General features: G+C 62.6%; 16 protein-coding genes and 1 tRNA gene. 7 read left to right on the top strand and 10 right to left on the bottom strand.

The window, feature by feature from the left end:
- Nucleotides 1-3: 3 nt before the first annotated feature.
- From NVV77_RS03120 to NVV77_RS03100, 5 genes are all read right to left on the bottom strand, one after another.
- Entirely contained in the window at nt 4-741 is a 738-nt protein-coding gene (locus NVV77_RS03120; RefSeq protein WP_295410641.1) for a TSUP family transporter, read from the bottom strand.
- A 25-nt stretch (nt 742-766) separates the two neighbouring features.
- Nucleotides 767-1,471 (bottom strand): ATP phosphoribosyltransferase, encoded by a 705-nt coding sequence (gene hisG, locus NVV77_RS03115; protein ID WP_295410639.1) that lies wholly within the window; start codon nt 1,469-1,471, stop codon nt 767-769.
- Nucleotides 1,468-2,532, bottom strand: a complete 1,065-nt coding sequence (locus NVV77_RS03110) for an ATP phosphoribosyltransferase regulatory subunit (RefSeq protein ID WP_295410637.1) — start codon at nt 2,530-2,532, stop codon at nt 1,468-1,470. The genes hisG and NVV77_RS03110 overlap by 4 nt, the downstream gene beginning before the upstream one ends.
- A 25-nt stretch (nt 2,533-2,557) precedes the next feature.
- Complete coding sequence (gene hisS / locus NVV77_RS03105; protein ID WP_295410635.1) at nt 2,558-4,081, bottom strand: histidine--tRNA ligase; 1,524 nt, start codon at nt 4,079-4,081, stop codon at nt 2,558-2,560.
- Between the two features lie 171 nt (nt 4,082-4,252).
- A complete protein-coding gene (locus tag NVV77_RS03100) occupies nt 4,253-4,513 on the bottom strand; it encodes a hypothetical protein (RefSeq protein ID WP_295410633.1) in 261 nt (86 codons plus the stop codon).
- A 475-nt stretch (nt 4,514-4,988) separates the two neighbouring features.
- Between NVV77_RS03100 and NVV77_RS03095 the strand changes: the two genes are divergently transcribed.
- Together NVV77_RS03095 and NVV77_RS03090 are read left to right on the top strand one after the other, a co-directional pair.
- A complete protein-coding gene (locus NVV77_RS03095; protein WP_295410793.1) occupies nt 4,989-5,618 on the top strand; it encodes a L,D-transpeptidase in 630 nt (209 codons plus the stop codon).
- A gap of 49 nt (nt 5,619-5,667) precedes the next feature.
- Nucleotides 5,668-7,494 carry a ubiquitin-activating E1 FCCH domain-containing protein gene (locus NVV77_RS03090; RefSeq protein WP_295410631.1) on the top strand — a complete coding sequence of 609 codons (1,827 nt, stop codon included), beginning with the start codon at nt 5,668-5,670 and terminating at the stop codon, nt 7,492-7,494.
- A gap of 236 nt (nt 7,495-7,730) precedes the next feature.
- On the opposite strand, the gene NVV77_RS03085 is transcribed toward NVV77_RS03090, so the two are convergent.
- Nucleotides 7,731-7,807: transfer RNA gene (locus NVV77_RS03085), tRNA-His, on the bottom strand.
- Nucleotides 7,808-8,111: 304 nt separating this feature from the next.
- Here NVV77_RS03085 and NVV77_RS03080 point away from each other — a divergent pair.
- The 5 genes from NVV77_RS03080 (at nt 8,112) to NVV77_RS03060 (ending at nt 15,831) form a co-directional block, all read left to right on the top strand.
- Complete coding sequence (locus NVV77_RS03080; RefSeq protein WP_295410629.1) at nt 8,112-10,691, top strand: histidine kinase dimerization/phospho-acceptor domain-containing protein; 2,580 nt, start codon at nt 8,112-8,114, stop codon at nt 10,689-10,691.
- 131 nt (nt 10,692-10,822) lie between these two features.
- Nucleotides 10,823-12,301: an ABC transporter substrate-binding protein gene (locus NVV77_RS03075; RefSeq protein WP_295410627.1), complete on the top strand. Its 1,479-nt coding sequence runs from the start codon at nt 10,823-10,825 to the stop codon at nt 12,299-12,301.
- A gap of 191 nt (nt 12,302-12,492) precedes the next feature.
- Nucleotides 12,493-13,443 (top strand): ABC transporter permease, encoded by a 951-nt coding sequence (locus NVV77_RS03070; protein ID WP_295410624.1) that lies wholly within the window; start codon nt 12,493-12,495, stop codon nt 13,441-13,443.
- Entirely contained in the window at nt 13,440-14,288 is an 849-nt protein-coding gene (locus NVV77_RS03065) for an ABC transporter permease (protein WP_295410622.1), read from the top strand. Before NVV77_RS03070 ends, NVV77_RS03065 begins: the two co-directional genes overlap by 4 nt.
- Entirely contained in the window at nt 14,275-15,831 is a 1,557-nt protein-coding gene (locus tag NVV77_RS03060) for an ABC transporter ATP-binding protein (protein ID WP_295410620.1), read from the top strand. The genes NVV77_RS03065 and NVV77_RS03060 overlap by 14 nt, the downstream gene beginning before the upstream one ends.
- Here NVV77_RS03060 and NVV77_RS03055 read toward each other — a convergent pair.
- The 4 genes from NVV77_RS03055 to NVV77_RS03040 all read right to left on the bottom strand — a co-directional run.
- A complete protein-coding gene (locus NVV77_RS03055; protein WP_295410618.1) occupies nt 15,828-16,409 on the bottom strand; it encodes a UPF0149 family protein in 582 nt (193 codons plus the stop codon). The genes NVV77_RS03060 and NVV77_RS03055 overlap by 4 nt on opposite strands.
- A 49-nt stretch (nt 16,410-16,458) precedes the next feature.
- Nucleotides 16,459-17,772, bottom strand: a complete 1,314-nt coding sequence (locus NVV77_RS03050; protein ID WP_295410616.1) for a GH1 family beta-glucosidase — start codon at nt 17,770-17,772, stop codon at nt 16,459-16,461.
- A 103-nt stretch (nt 17,773-17,875) separates the two neighbouring features.
- Nucleotides 17,876-18,649: an Mrp/NBP35 family ATP-binding protein gene (locus tag NVV77_RS03045; protein ID WP_295410614.1), complete on the bottom strand. Its 774-nt coding sequence runs from the start codon at nt 18,647-18,649 to the stop codon at nt 17,876-17,878.
- The coding region (locus NVV77_RS03040; protein WP_295410612.1) for an iron-sulfur cluster assembly protein at nt 18,646-18,951 on the bottom strand (306 nt) is incomplete at its 5' end. The genes NVV77_RS03040 and NVV77_RS03045, both read right to left, overlap by 4 nt.

Raw genomic sequence — 18,951 nt, 5'->3', positions numbered from 1 at the left:
CCCTCAGGGCCAGAAGATCAGCTTGATCGCCATTGCGATGGAAATCACCACGACCAGTGGGCGGATCAGCTTGGCGCCGAAGCGAATGCCGGCATGCGCGCCGACATAGCCGCCGATGATCTGCCCGACGGCCATGCACATCACGGCCGGCCAGACGACGTCGCCGCTCGGAATGAAGATAGTCAACGCGGCGAGGTTCGATGTCAGGTTGAGCAGCTTGGTATTGCCTGCGGCGCGGGTCACGCCGAGGCCGAAAAGCAGCACGAAACCGATGGTGAAGAACGAGCCGGTGCCCGGACCAAAAAGGCCATCATAAAAGCCGATGGCAAAGCCGAGAAGCGGCACCCATTTGGGAAAATCGAGGCGCGCCGCCCGATCGGCGTCGGAGAGATTGGGCGCAAAGAGGAAGTATAGCGCGACGCCGATCAGCGCGAAGGGCACGACGAGGTTGAGCAATGACGTATCGATCTGCTTGACCGTGAGGGCGCCGAGAAAGCTGCCCGCATAGGTCACGGCAATCGATGGTATCAGAAGCTTGAACGAGACGAAGCCTTTGCGCCAATAGGTATAGGTCGCCATGGCGGTGCCGATGACCGACTGCATCTTGTTGGTGGCGAGTGCGGCAATGGGCGGCAGGCCGGCCGAGAGCAGAGCCGGAATGGTCAGCATGCCGCCGCCGCCGGCAACGGCATCGACGAAGCCGGCGAGAAGGCCGACGCCCCCAAGGGCGACTAGGGTCAAGGGATCGAGCATCTATCGGGCCGGGCTAAAGCGGATCAGCGGCAAGCTGGGCGAGCAGAGAATTGAGCTTGCGCTTTTTCTCGTCCGGCCAGTCAGCGGTGCGCGATACAATGAGATTGGCCTCGCTCTTGAGCATGATGCCATCATCGAGCACGCGCAGGCCATTGGCCGCGAGGGTCGAGCCCGTCGAGGTAATGTCCACGACGATATCGGCCACGCCGGAAGCAGGTGCGGCTTCGGTCGCGCCAAGGCTTTCGACGATCCGATATTCTGCAATGCCGGCGCGGGCAAAGTGCTGGCGGGTGATGGTGATGTACTTCGTCGCGATCCGCAGCCAGCGCTTGTGCCGACTGCGGAAGTCCGAAGCGACATCGGCTAGGTCATGCAGATGCGTGACATCGATCCAGGCTTCAGGCACGGCAATGACCACATCGGCATGGCCGAATTCGAGCGAGCGGGCAAAGTGCACGCTGTCCGGGCCGGTTTCGCTGGTCTCGTGGATGAGATCGCGGCCAGTGACGCCGATATCGATATTGCCGCGGATCAGTTCGCGGGCAATTTCCGAAGCGGGGAAGAAGCGCACCGTCACGTCGGGTTCGCCTTCCATGACACCGAGATAGGAACGCGCGCCGCCGGGACGGGAAATGGTGAGGCCGCGCGCGGCGAACCACTCGCGCGTCAGTTCTTCCAGGCGCCCCTTGGAGGGCACGGCGAGAGTGATGCCGGTCATGCCGATATCTCCGCTTCGAGGCGATCGACCCAGAGCGCACAGCCTGAGGCGGCGATGGGCGCCGTGGCACCGAGGCGCTCCAGCAGGCGATCATATTGTCCGCCGGAAGCCAGGACGTCGCCATTACGGCCGGTCATTTCAAAGACGATGCCGGTATAGTAATCGAGCCGCGGCGAGAAACCGGCGTCGAAGTCCACACGCGCTTCGCCGAGCTTGTCGAGGTGACGGCGAATGGCGCGGATGGGCGCGCCGAGAATGAGCTTGTGGCTATCGGCCAAAGCCTCGATCTGACGCAGGGCCGAGAGCACATCGCCTGATATGGCGAGATAATCACGCAGCAGTTTCAGCGTCTTGGCCGGAACATGCGCGGCATCCAATGCCTGCTGTTCGAGATAGCGATCAGCGATTTCCTCGGGCGTGCGGCCTTCGGAGAGGCTGAGGCCTGATGACACCATGCGGGCCGTAACGTCCTCGATCAGCACATCGCGCGAGGGTTGCTCCTGCCGCGGCGCGTCGGGCGCCGCCTCAAGGCGTGCCAGCAGGCGCTCCATGGCTTCGGTGTGGCCAAAACGGTGGCGAATGCGTGGGCGCCAGGCGGCAGGCATATCGGCCTGCACCAAGAGCGCCTCGAAGAGACCAACACCGCCAAGACGAACGCGGGCAGGCAGGCCATAGATGGAGAGGGCAGCACGAGCGAAGGTAAAGACCTGGTCGAGCGCCACTTCGCCATCGGGCTGTGCGAGCAGTTCGATGCCGGCCTGATCGAATTCAACGGGACCGGTTTCGCGCTGGCGGAAAATGGGACCGAGATAGGTGAAGGCGGCCGGCTGGCGCGTGCCATCGGCGATGTAATCACGCACGATCGGCAGGGTGAATTCAGGCCGCAGGCAATGCTCGGCGCCGGTCAGATCGCTGGTGAGCAGCAGACGGCGGCCGAATTCCTCGCCAGCAAGATCAAAGTAAGGATCGGCCGGCAGCAAGAGCGGCGGCGTGGCGCGGCAGCCACCCTGGGCTTCGACAAGGGCTTCGAGCTGGGCCCGTCGCATCGCGGCGTTAGTCATGGCTCTTGCCCCTGCCGAAAAAGCATCACTGCTCGCTCAAGAGTTTCTGGATGGCCGAAACCAGGTCTTCGCGCTTGACCTCGAACTGGCCGGGGCGCGCGGCTTTCCATTCGGCATTGTCGGTAATGCCTTCGGCGGCCTGCTTGCCGGCGACCAGATCCTTGATCTGCAGAATTCCCAGCTCACGCTCCTGACTGCCTTCGATGACCACGGCCGGCGCGTTGCGCTTGTCGGCGTAGGAGACCTGCTTGCCAAAGTTCTTGGTCGAACCCAGGAACATTTCGGCGCGAATGCCGGCTTTTCGCAATTCAGAGACCATGGCCTGGTAGCGAGCCGTCTGGTCCTTGTCCATGACGAGGACGACGACGGGGCCCACGGGCTCCTTCGCGCCGAGGTTGCCGGTCAGTTTTAGGGCATTGGCAAGGCGCGAAACGCCAATGGAAAAGCCGGTCGCCGGAACGGGCTCGCGGCGGAAGCGGGAGACGAGGCCGTCATAACGGCCACCGCCACCGACGGAGCCGAAGACAACGTCCTGGCCCTTTTCGTTCTGCACCTTGAAGGTCAGTTCGATCTCGAAAACCGGGCCGGTATAATATTCGAGGCCGCGGACCACGGATGGATCGATCTTGATGCGTTCAGGACCGTAACCACCCGAATAAAAGAGACTTTTCATTCGGCTGAGCTCGGCGATCCCCTCAGTGAAAGACGGGCTGACATTGTTGATATAATCGTTCACGGGGAAACGGGCGTTTGGTCTCAATGCCCTCGCAGCTTCAGGCCCCCCAATCCTGTTGGTATTCTCTTCAGATGCGATGTTAGAGAACAAGACGCCGAGGATAAACTCTGCTTGCTCCGAGCTGAGGCCAGCGCCGTCAGTGAAGTCGCCGCTCTCGTCTTTTCGGCCGGTGCCCAGCAGAAGGCGCACACCATCTGGGCCTAGCCGATCCAACTTATCGATCGCTCGCATCACGACCAACCGACGAGCGGGGTCGTCTGCCAATCCGATGGCATCAAGCACACCGTCCAGCACCTTGCGATTATTGACGCGGACAATGTATTTGCCGCCAAGACCGAGCGCATCCATGACGTCGGCCATCATCATGCACATTTCGGCGTCGGCTTCGGCGCCCGGTGCGCCAACTGTGTCGGCGTCAAACTGCATGAACTGGCGGAAGCGACCCGGGCCCGGCTTTTCGTTGCGGAACACATAGCCCTGCCGATAGGAGCGATAGGGCTTTGGCAGCGTCTCGAAATTCTCCGCAAAATAGCGGGCGAGCGGAGCGGTGAGATCGTAGCGGAGGCTCATCCACTGCTCGTCATCGTCCTGCAGCGAAAAGACGCCGGCATTGGGCCGGTCGGTATCGGGCAGGAATTTGCCGAGCGTTTCGGTGAATTCGAAGAGCGGCGTTTCGACGGGGTCGAAGCCATAGCGCTCATAGACCTTGCGGATCGTCTCGATCATCTGGCCGACGGCAGCGATATCGCCGGGCGTGCGGTCTTCAAAACCGCGCGGCAGGCGGGGATTTATCAGCTTGGTCTTTTCGGTCATCGGAACAACTCTGGGAGGCGGGCGCAGGCTAAGGTTTTGCGCACGCAAAGCGCGCCAAAACCTTTCCCCCTTCGGGACCCCTGCTCTAGCCCATCGGTTTTGGGGAAACAACAGGTTGGGCAGCTATTGGTGCGGGCAGCGGCCGGGGAGGACCCCGGCCGCCAAGGGGCCTCACGTCACCCTCCGGCCTTTGCGATGCGGAATCAGAGAGGCCGTAGGAAGAGTGTGCCACTGGACGGGTTCTGCAACCGGCGGCAGGCCGACATCTTCCCGCAGGTAAGCGGGCAGCTCGGACGGCACGCGGGGCCGGTTCCACCAGGCAGCGAGTGCAGCGGCAAGGACAGGGACGAGACCGCGCTGGTGCACGGCATCGGCGATGGAGAATTCAAGACGCAGCACGACGCTGCGCTCGGAAAGCGCGTTTGAAGACATTTTTGCTCCGGCAAGGGGCAACCCTGCCGGCCTCATTGGTTATGAAGGAAGGAAAAAGCGGAGAGCGGACGCAGTACGAGTCGGTCTACGCTTCAGCAGGAGTTGGACGATCCGCGGGCAAAGAACCCGAAAGACTTACCGAAGGCTTTGTTAGCCCTGTACCGGATGTCGGTTGGTACGGGTAAGATGATGCCAATTCCCCGAACGGCGGACAAACATGGCTTTCATGTAAAGTGCCTCCCTCGGTTGGCAGATGCGGACGTTGCGCTTCTAGATCGCGGCTCCGTGATCGGCAAGGGCAAAGTGAGACAGTCTGTCGCAGGCCGCGTTCGTGTTGCTCCGAAGCAACAGGGCGGCTGGCGACTTAACCGCCTGCTAACCCTCACTTCTATCGCTTCCTTTACCATGCCGGTTGACCGGTCCTTGGGGCTTGCGAGGCACAATTGCGCCCGGTGCCAAAGGGGGCTCGATGATCATGGTCAAGACGATGCGGTTGGTTGGTTTGGGCTTTGCAGCGGCGGCAATGGTGCTGTCCCAGGTCGCGCCCGGCTTTGCAGATTCCCGTTTCCAGCCAGGCTGGCGCTTCGCGCCGCCGCCCGGCGTGACCCTCACCAACCAGCGCCCACGCCATGCCCTGGCGCTGCAGGCCAGCGGCCAGGTCCAGCCGGTCTATCTGCGACAGGTCGTTCCTTATCCAACCGGCGAACGCTCCGGCACGATCGTGGTCGATTCCGGCGCGCATTTTCTCTACTTCGTTCTCGGCGACGGCCGAGCGCTGCGCTACGGCATCGGCGTTGCCCGCAACGGCTTTGAATGGAGCGGCACGCACCGCGTTTCACGAAAGGCCGAATGGCCGGGCTGGACCCCGCCGGCCGAAATGCGCAAGCGCCAGCCGGGCCTGCCTGCCCACATGGAAGGCGGCCCGAACAATCCGCTCGGCGCTCGCGCGCTTTATCTCGGTTCGACCCTTTATCGCATCCACGGCACCAATGAGCCCTGGAGCATCGGCCAGAACGTTTCGTCCGGCTGCATCCGCATGACCAACGAAGACGTGATCGATCTTTACGGTCGTGTGCAATTGAACACAAAAGTGGTGGTTCTTTAGCAAGGATTTGGCGGCAAAACTCCGTGCACCCGTTTGAGGGAGCTGCAGCATGGCGCCAAAACTGACTCTTCGCTCGCCGTTCCGGCGTTTTCTCGCCGATGAGCGCGGCGCCTTCGCCGTCATGTTCGGCGTCATGGCGATCGTGCTCGTCGCCTTCGGAGGGGCGGTTGTCGATTTCGTGGAACTGGAGCGTACCCGTTCGCAAGCGCAGGTCGCACTGGACGCGGCCGCGCTGGCGTTGCAGCCAAGCGTCTATGCCGATCCCCTTCCTGATGAAAAAACTCTAAGGCAGCAGGCCGAGGCCCTGGTAAGGCGTCAGGTCAGCGGGTCCGCTACAGTAGACGTGTTGTCTGCCACCCTCGACCTTGCGCGGGGCTCGATTACCTTGACCGCACAGGCCGAGGTGCCGACTATCTTCGTCGCCCTCCTCGGCGTGCATCAACTCGGGGCCGCGATCAATTCCGAGGCAGCACGCGGCAACACCGATATCGAAATCGCCGTGGCGCTCGATGTCACCGGGTCCATGGCAGGCCAGCGGGTGGCCGACCTCAAGGTGGCCGCCAACGAACTCGTGGACATCATTATGGCCGATGTGGAGCCGGGAAGCCGGAGTCGTATCGCGCTGGTGCCCTATTCCGTCGGTGTCAATCTTGGCGCCCAGGCTGTACAGGCGCGTGGGCCGATTGAACCGGCACATCCCATGTCGGCCGCCTATTGGGCGAGCCGTGCAGGGGTGCCGATAACGGGAGCTACGAAGGCCCAGCCAGTGGTGGTAACGGCGCCGGCCCACGGACTGACCAATGGCAGCTCCGTCTATATCAGCGGTGTTGCGGGGATGACGCAGCTCAACGGCAAGGCCTTCACGGTTACGAGCGTCTCAACCAACCGCTTTACCCTGCAAGGCGTAGACGGACGCTCCTATGGTACCTATTCGAGCGGCGGAACCGTCCGCCCCTGCGCGGCCTCGGGATGCGAAGTTGTCGTTACCGCAAGCGGGCACAACTTCGCCACAGGCCAAAACGTCTACCTTAAGGACGTTGGCGGCATGAGCCAGATCAACAACAGGCTTTACCAACTCAGTTCCGTAACGGGAGCCAGCTTCGCGCTTTCGGGGACATTCGGCCCCAACTACAGCAACTATACCTCGGGCGGCGAAGCCTACTGCGTTCTCTCGGGCTGCCGTTACTATTACTTCCGCAATATGCAAGGAAACATGCGCTTTTTCGAGGTAAGCACTTGTGTCAGCGAGCGTACTGCCATGCCTTTCACCGATGCGGCGCCCAGCACGGCCTATCTCGGCCGCAACTATGCTGCTTCCGGCAACCCGTGCTCACTCCAGTCCGTCACGCCGCTTACCGACGACGGCGGGCTGCTGGAGACACGCATCAACGCGCTCGCGGCAGGCGGATCCACAGGCGGCCATCTGGGCGTCGCCTGGACCTGGTACATGCTGTCACCGAATTTCGGTGATATCTGGCCGTCCGCCGACAACCGCCCGGGGTCCTACGGCGACCCGCAGGTGGCCAAGATGGCCATCATCATGACCGATGGCGAATACAACAGCGTGTACTGCGACGGAGTCATCAGCCAGGACTCGACGTCGGGCAGCGGCAATGCCTCTGATCATATCAATTGCAACGCGCCCAACGGCAACCCCTACTATCAGGCAAATCAGTATTGCGCGTCGATGAAGGCCGCCGGCATAACCGTGTACACTGTGGGCTTTCAGATCATCGACAGCGCTGCCGCCCGCAACTTCATGTCCAGCTGCGCGACCAGCTCCGAGCATGCCTATCTTGCTGAGAATGGCGCTGCGCTCAGGCAGGCGTTTATTGACATTGCCGAAAGCATCCAGACGCTCCGCCTCACCCTGTAAACGTGTCCTCCCTTGTCAAAATGAGCAGGTCGCCAGACGGGTTGGGAGCCACCGAGACGACCCGCCACCGCAGAAAGCGAAAAATGAACACTGACAGGCGAAGTCGACGTCGATTCAGCCTATGGCACGGCGCCGAGGGGCGCAGCTTATGACGCCCGCCCCAGGTTCTGGCGCGCTGAGCCGGACGCAGACTGTTCCTGGGTCACGTACGAGGTTCAAACTTTTCTGGGGGAAGGTGGTACCGCCTCCCCGGATCGAACGGGGGACCTCTAGATCCACAATCTAGCGCTCTAACCAACTGAGCTAAGGCGGCATACCGCGACGGCGCCAAGGGTGGCTGCCGAAAGCGGGCGGAACATAGGTCGAGATCGTCACAATGACAAGCACCGATTTTGACCCTGTGGACAGACGCCGCGAAGCGCGCGTTCAACCAATTGCAGTGGGCCTTGTGACCATTCCTTAGGACCTCGCATTTAACCATGGCGACGATTGAATGGGCGGGATGTGTGCCGCGGGCTGGATTCGTTTTCAGCGGCACGATAATGAAGAACACTTAAAGAACTTTCTGAAATTTGTGTCGTTCTGGCACAAACACAAATGGCCTCAACACGCTGTCTATGAATGCCGAGTGGACCACATCGCCGAATGCCCGCCGGGTGCTGCAGCACGCGCAAGACGCGCGGCCGGCTTGGCTATGGTCGCAGGATGGGCAAAGGCTGATCTGGTCGAACCCGGCCGCAGGCCTGTTTCTGGCCAAGCTCAAGAAAAGCGGATTGAAGCTTGCCCCGCTTGCGGTGCCGCTCAAGGGACAGGTGGCGCGCACCATCCGCCTCGGTTCGCCCGGCCGCACGAGCCTCGCGCGCTTCCAGTTCAATGCCGGTGACAAACCGGCTTCGGCGACCTGCGCCACGACGCCATTGCTGCTCGAAGGCGAGGAAGCCTATCTCCTCATCGTCTCGGTCGATCCCATCGATCCCGAAATTCTTGCCGCCGCCGGCACGTCGCCGGATAGCGCAGCACCCGAGTCATCGTCGGCAGATCCAGCCTCCCCAGAAGTCGCGCCGAACGACCCTGCATCACCGCAGGATGACGTAGCGGCAGCGATTGACCAGGTCATCGAAGAGCCAAGCGCTCCGGCTCCTGAAGAGACTGCGGCAATCGAGGTGCTTTCCGAGAGCGAAAGCGAGCCCGAAGACGAAATTGCCGGTGCGCCTCAAGCCACCATCGCGCCCGATGACTCGTACAGCCGCGAGCTGCACGATTGGCAGGATGCGGATCCTGAAACGGTCTATGCCCCCGCCGCGGAGCCGACCGTGTTCACCGACGAGGTAGACGCTTCGGACCTCGACGAAGAAGACGAGGCGCCCCCTGTAGCGCCGGAGGAAAACGACGAACGCCCGCTCTACCGCAGCCTAAGCGCGCTAGTGGATCGTCTCGCGGCCGACGAAGACCTCTATACGCCTCTCAATGAAGCGGATGACGAAGTCCCGCAGTCGGCCGCTGCCGAAGAACCTGCACAGTCGGACGAAATCACGCCGAGGCTTTTCAAGATCACCGGCCGAGGCTTTCGCACAACCGTGCTGCCCGAGGTGGTCGAAGAGCGTCCGGAGGACGATTCGCTCTTCCCGGCCGGAAGCGAGCCGGAAGTCAGCCACGATCTGGTGGAGCGCGTTTCGCGCTACAATTTCGACGAGTTGTCGCGCATTCTCAACGACCGCGTTGGCCTGCAGGGTGCAGCGTCGCCCACAATACCGGCCACTGTAGAAGCCGGCCCTGAAAAGGCGGGCGGGTCGCTGGTCAGTCTCGGCGGCGAGACCCTGGTACTCAATCGCCTGCCGCTCGGCATTCTGGTCTTCCGCGATCAGCAGATCCTCTTTGCCAATCGCGCCATTACCGAAATGGTTGGCTATGAGTCCGTGGAGTCCCTGCGGCAGGCGGGGCTTACTGCCATTTTCCCGGCCAGCAACGGGGAACAGGATGCTGGCCCGGTCAATCATCTGGTGCAGCGTGATGGTACGCTCGTGCCGGTGACCGCCCGCCTGCAGTCGACCTCCTGGCAGGGCCGGCCGGCGCTGATGCTTTCGGCCAGCACGACAGAAGTCCGCACCGGTCACGAAGATGCGGTACGCGCCTTTGCCCAGGCCTTTGCCGAACTGCGTGGCGACGGCTTTGTCGAATTGAGCCGCACCGGGGTGGTTCGGTTAGCCGATTCGTCGGCCTCGGCGGCACTCGGCGGCGGCAACACCATTCTTGGCAAACCGCTCTCGGCACTGATTTCGTCCGAGGATGGTTTTGCGCTTCGCGGCTTCCTCGAACGTCCCGGTCGCTTTGCGGAGACAGAGCGCCCCGCCATCATCCTGCGCTCGCTCGACAACAAGTCCGAGATCGTGCTTTTCGCCCAGGGACAGGCCGGAATCGTCAGCGGTTATTTCGCCATGGTGCGACCGCGCAATCTCGCGCCGCGCCGTGCCCTTGGCGCGCCGGATGCCGACCCGGCGCTACTCGCCCGCATCGGCCGCGGCGTCAGGCGACCGCTCAACACCATTATCGGCTTTGCCGAACTGCTGCGCAGCAAGGCCTTTGGCGAACTGGGCGACGAGCGCTATGAGGCCTATGCCGAGGACATTGCCGCCGCCGGCAATGACATTGCGGCGCTGGTGGACGAGCTCGAAGACTATGCGCGCTTGCGTGAAGGAAAATACCTCGCCGAACGCGCCAGCCTCGACCTGACCGAACTGCTCGAAACCTGCGTGCTGCGCATCCGCAACCAGGCCAATGCCGGGCGGATCATCGTGCGCAATGCCATTTCCGAAACCCTGCCGCGCGTGACGGCCGATCGTGCCTCGCTGGCGCAGGCCGTGCTTAACCTGCTCGCCAGCGCCATCGACCAGAGCCCGGTGGGCAGCACGGTCGTCATTTCGGCGCAGCTGCTCGACGATGGCGGCATCGCCATCCATGTGCGCGACAGCTCCAATCACGCCGTGGACATGGCCGAACGCTTCGTGGTGTTCCGTGATGGTCTGAGCAAGACCGGCCAGGCGCTGGCACCGGTTCGCTCGAGCGTTGGTCTCGCGCTCACCCGCTCACTCCTCGCGGTCAATGCAGTCTCGCTGTCGGTCGATCCGGCCGGCCAAAATGGTGTGCTCTTTTCGCTCCGAATTCCTGCCGATCTCGTGGACAACCTGCCGACCGACTAGCGGAAGGTCTTTCTTCCCACCGGATAGACGCTTAGGCGAAAAGTTTAGCGCCCAATGCGGGTGCACCAGCGCGCAACTTTGCCTATACCTAGCGAAAGGCGCCGAGCCGCGCCGACTTCTGGGAGACAGATATGAGAGTGACCAAGTCTTTCGCGCTGGCCAGTGCCGGTTTGCTTTTGGCCACCAGCCTTGCGTTCGCGCAATCGACCGAAATCCGCGTCGGCGCCCCGCTTGAGCCGCCAGCGCTCGACCCGACGGCCGGCGCCGCCGAGGCCATCGACGTCGTCGTCTATCAAAATGTCTTCGAGGGGCTGACCCGTATCGATCAAACCGGCGCAGTGCAGCCGGGTCTGGCGTCCGAATGGACCGTCAGCGAGGACGGGCTCACCTATCGCTTCACGCTCAATGACGGCGTCACCTTCCACGACGGCACCGCCTTCGACGCAGAAGACGTGAAATTCACTTTTGAACGCATTCTGGCCGAAGACAGCGTCAATGCGCAGAAGGCGCTCTATGAAGCCATTTCGGCCGTCACCGTTGTTGATCCGCTGACCGTGGAATTCACCCTGTCGCGCCCGGATGGTCTCTTCCTTTTCAATATCGGCCGCGGTGATGCCGTCATCGTTGCCCCCGAAAGTGCCGCTAATAACGCGACCGACCCGATCGGCACCGGCCCCTTCGCCTTCGTGCAGTGGGATCGCGGCAGCCGCGTCATTCTCGAGCAGTACGGTCCCTATTGGGGCGAGAAGCCGGCGCTGACCAAGGCGACCTATGTGTTCATCGGCGATACCGCCACGATGACCAATGCGCTGCTCGCCGGCGATGTCGACGGCACCTACAATTTTGCCGCCGAAGCCCTGCCGGTGTTTGACGGCAATCCGCAGTTCAAGGTTCTGGTTGGTTCGACCGAGGGCGAGACGATCCTTTCGACCAACAACGCCAAGTCGCCCTTCGACAAGCTCGAAGTGCGCCAAGCCATGGCGCATGCCCTCAATCGCCAGGACATCATCGATGGCGCGACCTATGGCTATGGCGTGCCGATCGGCAGCCATTTCGCCCCGCACCATCCCTATTATGTCGACCTGACCAATACCTATCCCTATGACCTCGACAAGGCGCGGGAACTGCTGGCCGAGGCCGGTTATCCCGATGGTTTCTCGGCAACCCTAAAGCTGCCGCCGGTCAACTATGCCCGCGTGTCCGGCCAGATCATTGCCAGCGAATTCGCCAAGGTTGGCATCAAGCTCGAGCTGATCAACATGGAATGGGCACAGTGGCTGGAAGACGTCTTTGCCAACAAGGACTTCGACCTGACCATCATCAGCCATGTCGAACCCTTCGACATTGGCATCTATGCCAATCCCGACTACTATTTTGGCTACAACAATCCTGAAGTGCAGGCCCTCAACGAGACGCTCAATGCCACGACCGACGAGGCCAAGCGCAAGGAGCTGGCACAACAGATGCAGACCATCATCGCCCAGGATGCGGTCAACGGCTTCCTGTTCGAACTCGCCCAGACGGGCGTCTGGAACGCCAAGCTCGAAGGCATGTGGCAGAACGCACCCGTCGAAGGTGTGGTGCTGCGCGACGTCCATTGGGTTGAATAGAAACTTCGACGCCGAGGGCATACTGGACATTTCCGGCCTGCCAGCACCCCCTCCCAACCTCCCCCGTCAAGGGGGAGGTGCCGCTTCCAGTTTTTGGCACTATTTGATCAAAGCCACCGGCCGGTCACCCTCCCCCTTGCGGGGAGGGCTGGGGAGGGGGCGGGAGCCGCGGCATGTGGGGCTCGCACCCCATGACCCTCTATATCCTCCGCCGCGTTTTCGGCTTCCTCGTCACGCTGCTGATCGCCGCTGCCGTCATCTTCCTCCTGCTCGATCTCCTCCCCGGCGATCCCGCGCGTTTCATCCTCGGCATCAATGCCACGCCCGAAGCGGTCGCCGCGCTGCGCCTGCAGATGGGGCTCGATGACCCAGCCATCGTTCGCTTCAGCAATTGGCTTTTCGGCATGCTGCGCGGCGACTTTGGTCTTTCGCAGACGCAGAAATTGCCGGTAGCTGGCCTCATCGCCGAGCGTATGTCCGTCACCCTGCCGCTGACACTTTTTGCCATGGTGATTTCCGTCGCCATCGGTCTGCCGCTCGGCATTCTGGCCGCGCGCCATCGCGGCAAGCTCATCGATACCGCGCTCATGGTGCTCGCGCAGACGGGCGTCGCCATACCCAATTTCTGGTTCGGCATGCTGCTCACGCTGCTCTTCGCTGTCACCCTGCGCTGGCTGCCGCCGGGCGGCTTTACGCCCTGGAATGAAGACGCCTGGGCCTCGCTCCGCGGTCTGGTGCTGCCCAGCCTCGCGCTCGCCCTGCCCCAGGCCGCCATTCTGGCGCGCGTCATGCGCACGGCCCTGGTCGATGTTTCGACACAGGATTTCATCCGCACTGCCCGCGCCAAGGGCATGACCTTTGGTGAGGCGCTGTGGCGCCATGGCGTGCGCAACGCGCTCTTGCCGGTGCTGACCATTCTCGGGCTACAATTCGCCTTCCTCATCGCCGGTACGATCATCGTCGAAAACGTCTTCTACCTGCCGGGCCTCGGCAGGCTGATCTTCACCGCTATTTCTGAGCGTGATCTCGTGCTGGTGCGCAGCGCCACGATCATTCTCGTGCTCGTCGTCAGCTTCACCATGCTCGTTGTCGATCTCGCCTATGGCCTTGTCGATCCGCGTTTGCGGGAGCGGCGGATATGAGCTGGCGCAACATGTTGAAACATCCCGGCCTTGTCATCGGGCTCAGCGCCACAGTGCTTTTCGCGATTCTCGCGTTGCTCTCGCTCATCTGGACGCCCTACCCTATCGCCGACATCTCCATCGCCCGGCGCTTTGCGACGCCGGGACCGGAGCATTGGCTGGGCACGGACCAACTGGGCCGCGACATGCTCTCGCTGATCATGTCCGGCACACTGACGAGTTTTACCGTCGGCGCCATGGCCGTCCTCATCGGGGCCGGTATCGGTGTGCCGCTGGGGCTTGCTGCAGCCATTTATGGCGGGCCGGTCGAATGGGTCGTGCTGCGCTTCTCCGATCTCGCCTTCGCTTTCCCGGCCGTGGTCATCGCTATTCTCATCGCCACGCTGATGGGGCCCGGCGCCAGCAATGCGGTGATCGCCATTGGCATTTTCAATGTGCCGGTTTTTGCCCAAGTGGCCCGCGGCGGCGCATTGGCCATTTCGACGCTCGATTTCGTGGCCGCCGCGCGACTAGCCGGCCTCAGCAGGCCAATGATCGCTCTGCGGCACCTGCTGCCCAATATCGCTAGCCTCATTATCGTGCAGGGCACGATCCAGCTCTCCCTCGGCATTCTCGCTGAAGCCGGCCTCTCCTATATCGGCCTCGGCACACAGCCACCTGCCACGAGTCTGGGGCTGATGTTGCGCGATGCACAAAGCCTGTTCCTGATCCATCCCTGGCTCAGCCTCGCGCCGGGGCTCGCCATCGTCGTCATCGTGATCGCGCTCAACATTGCTGGCGACGGCCTTCGCGATGCGCTCGACCCGCGCCTGCGCAATCGAGGGTTGGCCAATGTCGCTGGTTGAAATCACAGGACTCACGATCAGTTTTGGCGGCAAGCCGGCGATCTCGGACCTATCCCTGACCATCAACAAGGGCGACCGTTTCGGCGTCATCGGCGAGAGCGGCTCGGGCAAGTCGCTGACAGCCTTGGCCATCACCGGCCTCCTGCCTGAAAATGCTGAAGTATCCGGCGCCATCCTCTTCGATGGTGCTCCCCTGCCGCAAGACGAAAAGGCCATGGCGCGGCTGCGCGGCCAGCGCATCGGCATGGTCTTTCAGGAACCGATGACGGCGCTCAATCCGCTGATGCGGGTTGGCGACCAGATCGAGGAAGCGCTCAAGCTGACCGGCCATGATGGTGACAGCGCCGTTGCCGGCCTCCTCGAAGAGGTCGGGCTCGAAGCGCGCCATGCCGAGCGTTTTCCGCATCAGCTCTCGGGCGGGCAGCGCCAGCGCGTGATGATCGCCATGGCGCTCGCCAGCGCACCAGACCTGATGATTGCCGACGAACCCACCTCGGCCCTCGACGTCATCACGCAGCGCATGGTGCTCGATCTCATCAGGGAAATCTGCGACCGGCGGCAGATGACGCTGATCTTCATCAGTCACGACATGCGCGCCGTCGCCGCTCTCTGCGATCGGATTGCCGTGTTGCGCGGTGGCAAGCTTGTCGAAAGCGGCGCGATAAAAGAGGTGCTGTCACGGCCGGCTGAGGCCTATACGCAAAAACTGGTTGCGGCGACGCGCATGGCGCCGCGCCAGGGCGAACCGCACGTGGCCGACAAGACCTTGCTAGAGGTCGACCATCTGACGCGGGCTTTCTCGCAAGGCGGTTTTTGGCGCTGGGGGCAGCAGCCATTGCTGGCAGTGAACAATGTCAGCTTCCGCGTTTCCGCGGGCGAATGCCTTGCTTTGGTTGGCCCATCCGGCTGCGGCAAGACCACGCTCGCCCGCATGATCGTCGGCCTCGACAGCGCCACCTCGGGTCAGGTGCACCTCGAAGGCACGTCCTATCGCGGCAGCGATCTGCCGCCGGCTCGCCGCGCCGATCTCTCGCTGGTGTTCCAGGACCCGTTCGGCAGTTTCAATCCGCGGTTGAGCATTGCCCAGTCGCTTGGGGAGCCCCTGCGGCTCGTACCGGGCCTCGACCATGGCGAACACGAACAGCGGCTTGTTGATGCGATAGAATCTGTCGGGCTCGAGCGAGGCATGCTCGCCCGCTTCCCACATGAATTTTCCGGCGGCCAGCGGCAGCGCCTCGCCATCGCGCGCGCCCTTGTAACGCGCCCCAGTCTCGTCGTGCTCGATGAGCCGGTATCGGCGCTCGATGTTTCGGTGCGTGGCGATGTGCTTGATCTGCTGGCCCAACTGCAGAACCAGTTTGGCCTCACCTACATCATCATCAGCCACGACCTCGACATGGTCGCCGCCATGGCAGATCGTGTGCTGGTGATGGAGGCAGGAAAGATCGTCGAAGAGGGCAAGCCCGCAGCCCTGTTCGCAGCGCCGCAGCACCGGCTGACCAGGGCCCTGATGCAAGCTCGCCTGCCCGACGTCGCGGCCTAGTCGGCCTTGTGCAGCTGATGGAGCAGCACGGCTGCCACGGCGAGGTTTTCGGGCATTGCCTCGATTACTTCGTCATACTCGGCCCATTCCTCCTCGCCCGCCGTATCGTCAGGCTTGGTATCGGGCGAAGACAGCATCAGGCCTGAAGCGAGCAGCATGGCGGCCTCGCCGCGGGCGTCGTCGCTGGTTTCGCGCAGAAACTCGTCCCAGTAGTCGAAGCGCAGCAGCATGGCTTGCTGGAAGCCCGCCATCCAGACCTGCCAGACGACCTCGTCGGTCTCTTCGTCCACCTCGTAGAGCGGCGCATATTCGCCAGCGCTGAGTTCGCCCTCGATCTCGGCAAGACGTGCCACGATCAACGCTTCCAGCTCCCCGGTGCCGGGCTTGGCGCCGTCGCGCTCATCAGCCAGCCAGTCGAACGGCCACCATTCTTCGCGGACAATCGGCTCGGGCCCCACGGCCAGACAGCACAGGAAGCCATCAAGCTCGGAAAGCAGCATGGCCTCGTCGCCGGCCTCGGCCAGCAGGTCTTCGAGGCGAACCAGGGATTCCGGCAGGTCGGTGAGTTCAGAGGTCATGGCAGTTTACGGTCCGCATCGCATTAAAGAGATGCGGACCTATACACGTCTAGCGCGTGTTGTGCAGCATGCCCTGGAAAGAACGATAGCTCGCCTTGGGCGTGCGCTGCTGCGTCTCATAGTCGACATGCACGAGACCGAAGCGCTTGTTGTAGCCCTCGGCCCATTCGTAATTGTCGAGCAGCGACCAGGCGAAATAGCCGCGCACGTCGGCGCCCGCTTCGCGGGCAGCGAGCACCGCCTTGAGGTGCTCATCATAGTATTTTACGCGGCGCGGATCGTCGTCGCCTTCGACCTCGGCCATGCCGTTCTCGGTCACGTAGAGCGGGATCTTGGTGTATTCGTTTGAGACGCGCACCAGGAGGTCCGACAGGCCCTTGGGGTAGATTTCCCAGCCGATATCGGTCTGTTCGAGTTGGCCCTTGATCTGGGCGAAGGGACGGCCGGGTTCGGTGGCGGCCTTATAGAGGCCGCGGGTATAGTAGTTGATCCCCAGCCAATCGAGCGGACGCGACACGACAGACATGTCGGCCTGATAATTGGCCGGCAGATAGGGCGCGAGCCATTCGGTCAGTTCAGTGGGATACTGGCCCTTGAGGACGCCGCCGAGATACCAGCGATTGAACAGCGCATCGCCGATATTGCAGGCGGCCTTGTCTGCTTCGCTGTCGGTCGCAGGCTCGGATTTTTCGAGATTGAGCACGATACCGAGGTTTTTGGTACCGGTGGCACGCAGCGCGTCGATGGCGGTGCCATGGGCAAAGAGCACGTGGTGCATGGCGCGCGCGGCGGCGCGCATATCGCGATAGCCCGGAGCGTGAATGCCGAGGAAATGGCTAAGGAAAGCGACGCACCAGGGTTCGTTGATAGTTGCCGTGGCGGCAAGTCGGTCGCCGAACTTTTCGCCGACCAGCGTCGCGTAGTCGCCAAACCAGTTGGCGATGTCGCGGTTCATCCAGCCGCCGCGGTCCTGCAGGGCCGAGGGCAGGTCCCAGTGGTAGAGCGTCGCGTATGGCTTGAGGCCCCGCTCGAGCATGCCGTCGATCAGGCGATCGTAGAAGTCGAGACCGGCCTGGTTGATGGCGCCGGTGCCTTCGGGGATCAGGCGCGGCCAGGACAGCGAAAAGCGATAGGCGTCAAAGCCGCCATCGCGGATCAGATCGAGGTCCTGCGGCCAGAGTTCGTAGTGATTGCAGGCGTTGAGGCCCGTATCGCCATTGTGAACATTGCCCGGGGTCGCCGAGAACGTGTCCCAGATCGAGGTGCCGCGACCATCGCGCTGACCGCCTTCGATCTGATAGGCGGCCGTAGCGACGCCAAAGGTGAAGTCCGGACCAAAATCCTTACGATCTATCGAAAACATAAGCCCTCCGCCGGGCGCTGCGCCCTTGTTGGACTAGCCGGATAGCCTGTTCGGAAAAGTCATGCAATCGATTTCAGCAATCGATTTCGGTGCAAGAATCCGCCTAGAACGGCGCCTTGCTGACTGGCATGCCAGCAACCAGCCTTTGCGCAATCAGGCGATAGGCCGACGCCTCCGCTCCCTGCGGGTCCACCGATACGGGCGGCACACCCGCGTCGGAATTTTCGCGGATCGACATGACCAGCGGGATGGCGCCGAGGAAGGGTACCTCCAGACGCGCAGCCGCCTTTTCGGCGCCGCCGGTGCCAAAGATGTCGTAGCGGTTGCCGGTATCCGGGGCGATGAAATAGCTCATGTTTTCAATGAGCCCCAGGATGGGCACAGACATGCGGCGGAGCATGTCGATGGCCTTTTGGGCGTCTATTAGCGCCAGGTCCTGCGGGGTCGAGACGATGACGACGCCATCAACGATGGTCTGCTGGAAAAGGCCGATATGGATGTCGCCGGTGCCGGGCGGCAGGTCGATGACGAGGACATCGAGATCGCCCCAATCGGTTTCGCGCAGCAGTTGGCGGAGGCCGGAGGTCGCCATGGGGCCGCGCCAGACGACGGCCTGGCCGGGGACGAGCATCGAGCCGATCGACATGACCTTCAGGCCAAAGGCCTCGTGCGGCGCAAAAATGCCGTCGTCGCGCAGGGCGGTGCGGCCTTCGATACCCAGCAGTTTGGGAATGGAAGGGCCGTAGAGATCGGCGTCGAGCATGCCGACTCTCAGGCCTTCCGCGACGAGAGACAGGGCGAGATTGACTGAGGTGGTCGACTTGCCGACGCCGCCCTTGCCCGAGCCGACGGCGATGATGCGGCGGACGCCCTTCACGCGGGTCTTGCCCTGCGGCTGGGGGAGCCGTGGGAGAATTTGGGGCCCGCCTGCTTTTCCGAGGTGATGGAGACCATCACCTTGCGGGTGCCGGAGAGGGTTTTCACCGCTTCGATGGCCGCTTCGCGAGCGGGGCCGAAGGCGGCTTCCATGCCCTGCGGCACGCCGACGGCAAAGGCGACGGCGCTGGGGGTGACGATGATTTCTGAAAGGCCGGAAAAACTCGCGAGGTCACCGCCGCCGGGGATTTCGACGGCGTTCAGGGCGGCTTTGATGCGGGCTGCGAGTTCGGTATCGGCCAT

This window comes from Devosia sp. (assembly GCF_024707125.1).
In the GTDB taxonomy this organism is placed as follows: domain Bacteria; phylum Pseudomonadota; class Alphaproteobacteria; order Rhizobiales; family Devosiaceae; genus Devosia.
This window is presented reverse-complemented; position numbering and strand designations above follow the sequence as displayed.

Bases quoted from the DNA above. Each gene is read 5' to 3' on its own strand.
- hisS (WP_295410635.1), bottom strand. From the start codon at position 4,081: ATGACCGAAAAGACCAAGCTGATAAATCCCCGCCTGCCGCGCGGTTTT.
- NVV77_RS03100 (WP_295410633.1), bottom strand. From the start codon at position 4,513: ATGTCTTCAAACGCGCTTTCCGAGCGCAGCGTCGTGCTGCGTCTTGAA.
- NVV77_RS03110 (WP_295410637.1), bottom strand. From the start codon at position 2,532: ATGACTAACGCCGCGATGCGACGGGCCCAGCTCGAAGCCCTTGTCGAA.
- NVV77_RS03090 (WP_295410631.1), top strand. From the start codon at position 5,668: ATGGCGCCAAAACTGACTCTTCGCTCGCCGTTCCGGCGTTTTCTCGCC.
- NVV77_RS03065 (WP_295410622.1), top strand. From the start codon at position 13,440: ATGAGCTGGCGCAACATGTTGAAACATCCCGGCCTTGTCATCGGGCTC.
- NVV77_RS03095 (WP_295410793.1), top strand. From the start codon at position 4,989: ATGGTCAAGACGATGCGGTTGGTTGGTTTGGGCTTTGCAGCGGCGGCA.
- NVV77_RS03070 (WP_295410624.1), top strand. From the start codon at position 12,493: ATGACCCTCTATATCCTCCGCCGCGTTTTCGGCTTCCTCGTCACGCTG.
- NVV77_RS03050 (WP_295410616.1), bottom strand. From the start codon at position 17,772: ATGTTTTCGATAGATCGTAAGGATTTTGGTCCGGACTTCACCTTTGGC.
- NVV77_RS03055 (WP_295410618.1), bottom strand. From the start codon at position 16,409: ATGACCTCTGAACTCACCGACCTGCCGGAATCCCTGGTTCGCCTCGAA.
- NVV77_RS03080 (WP_295410629.1), top strand. From the start codon at position 8,112: ATGAATGCCGAGTGGACCACATCGCCGAATGCCCGCCGGGTGCTGCAG.
- NVV77_RS03075 (WP_295410627.1), top strand. From the start codon at position 10,823: ATGAGAGTGACCAAGTCTTTCGCGCTGGCCAGTGCCGGTTTGCTTTTG.
- hisG (WP_295410639.1), bottom strand. From the start codon at position 1,471: ATGACCGGCATCACTCTCGCCGTGCCCTCCAAGGGGCGCCTGGAAGAA.
- NVV77_RS03060 (WP_295410620.1), top strand. From the start codon at position 14,275: ATGTCGCTGGTTGAAATCACAGGACTCACGATCAGTTTTGGCGGCAAG.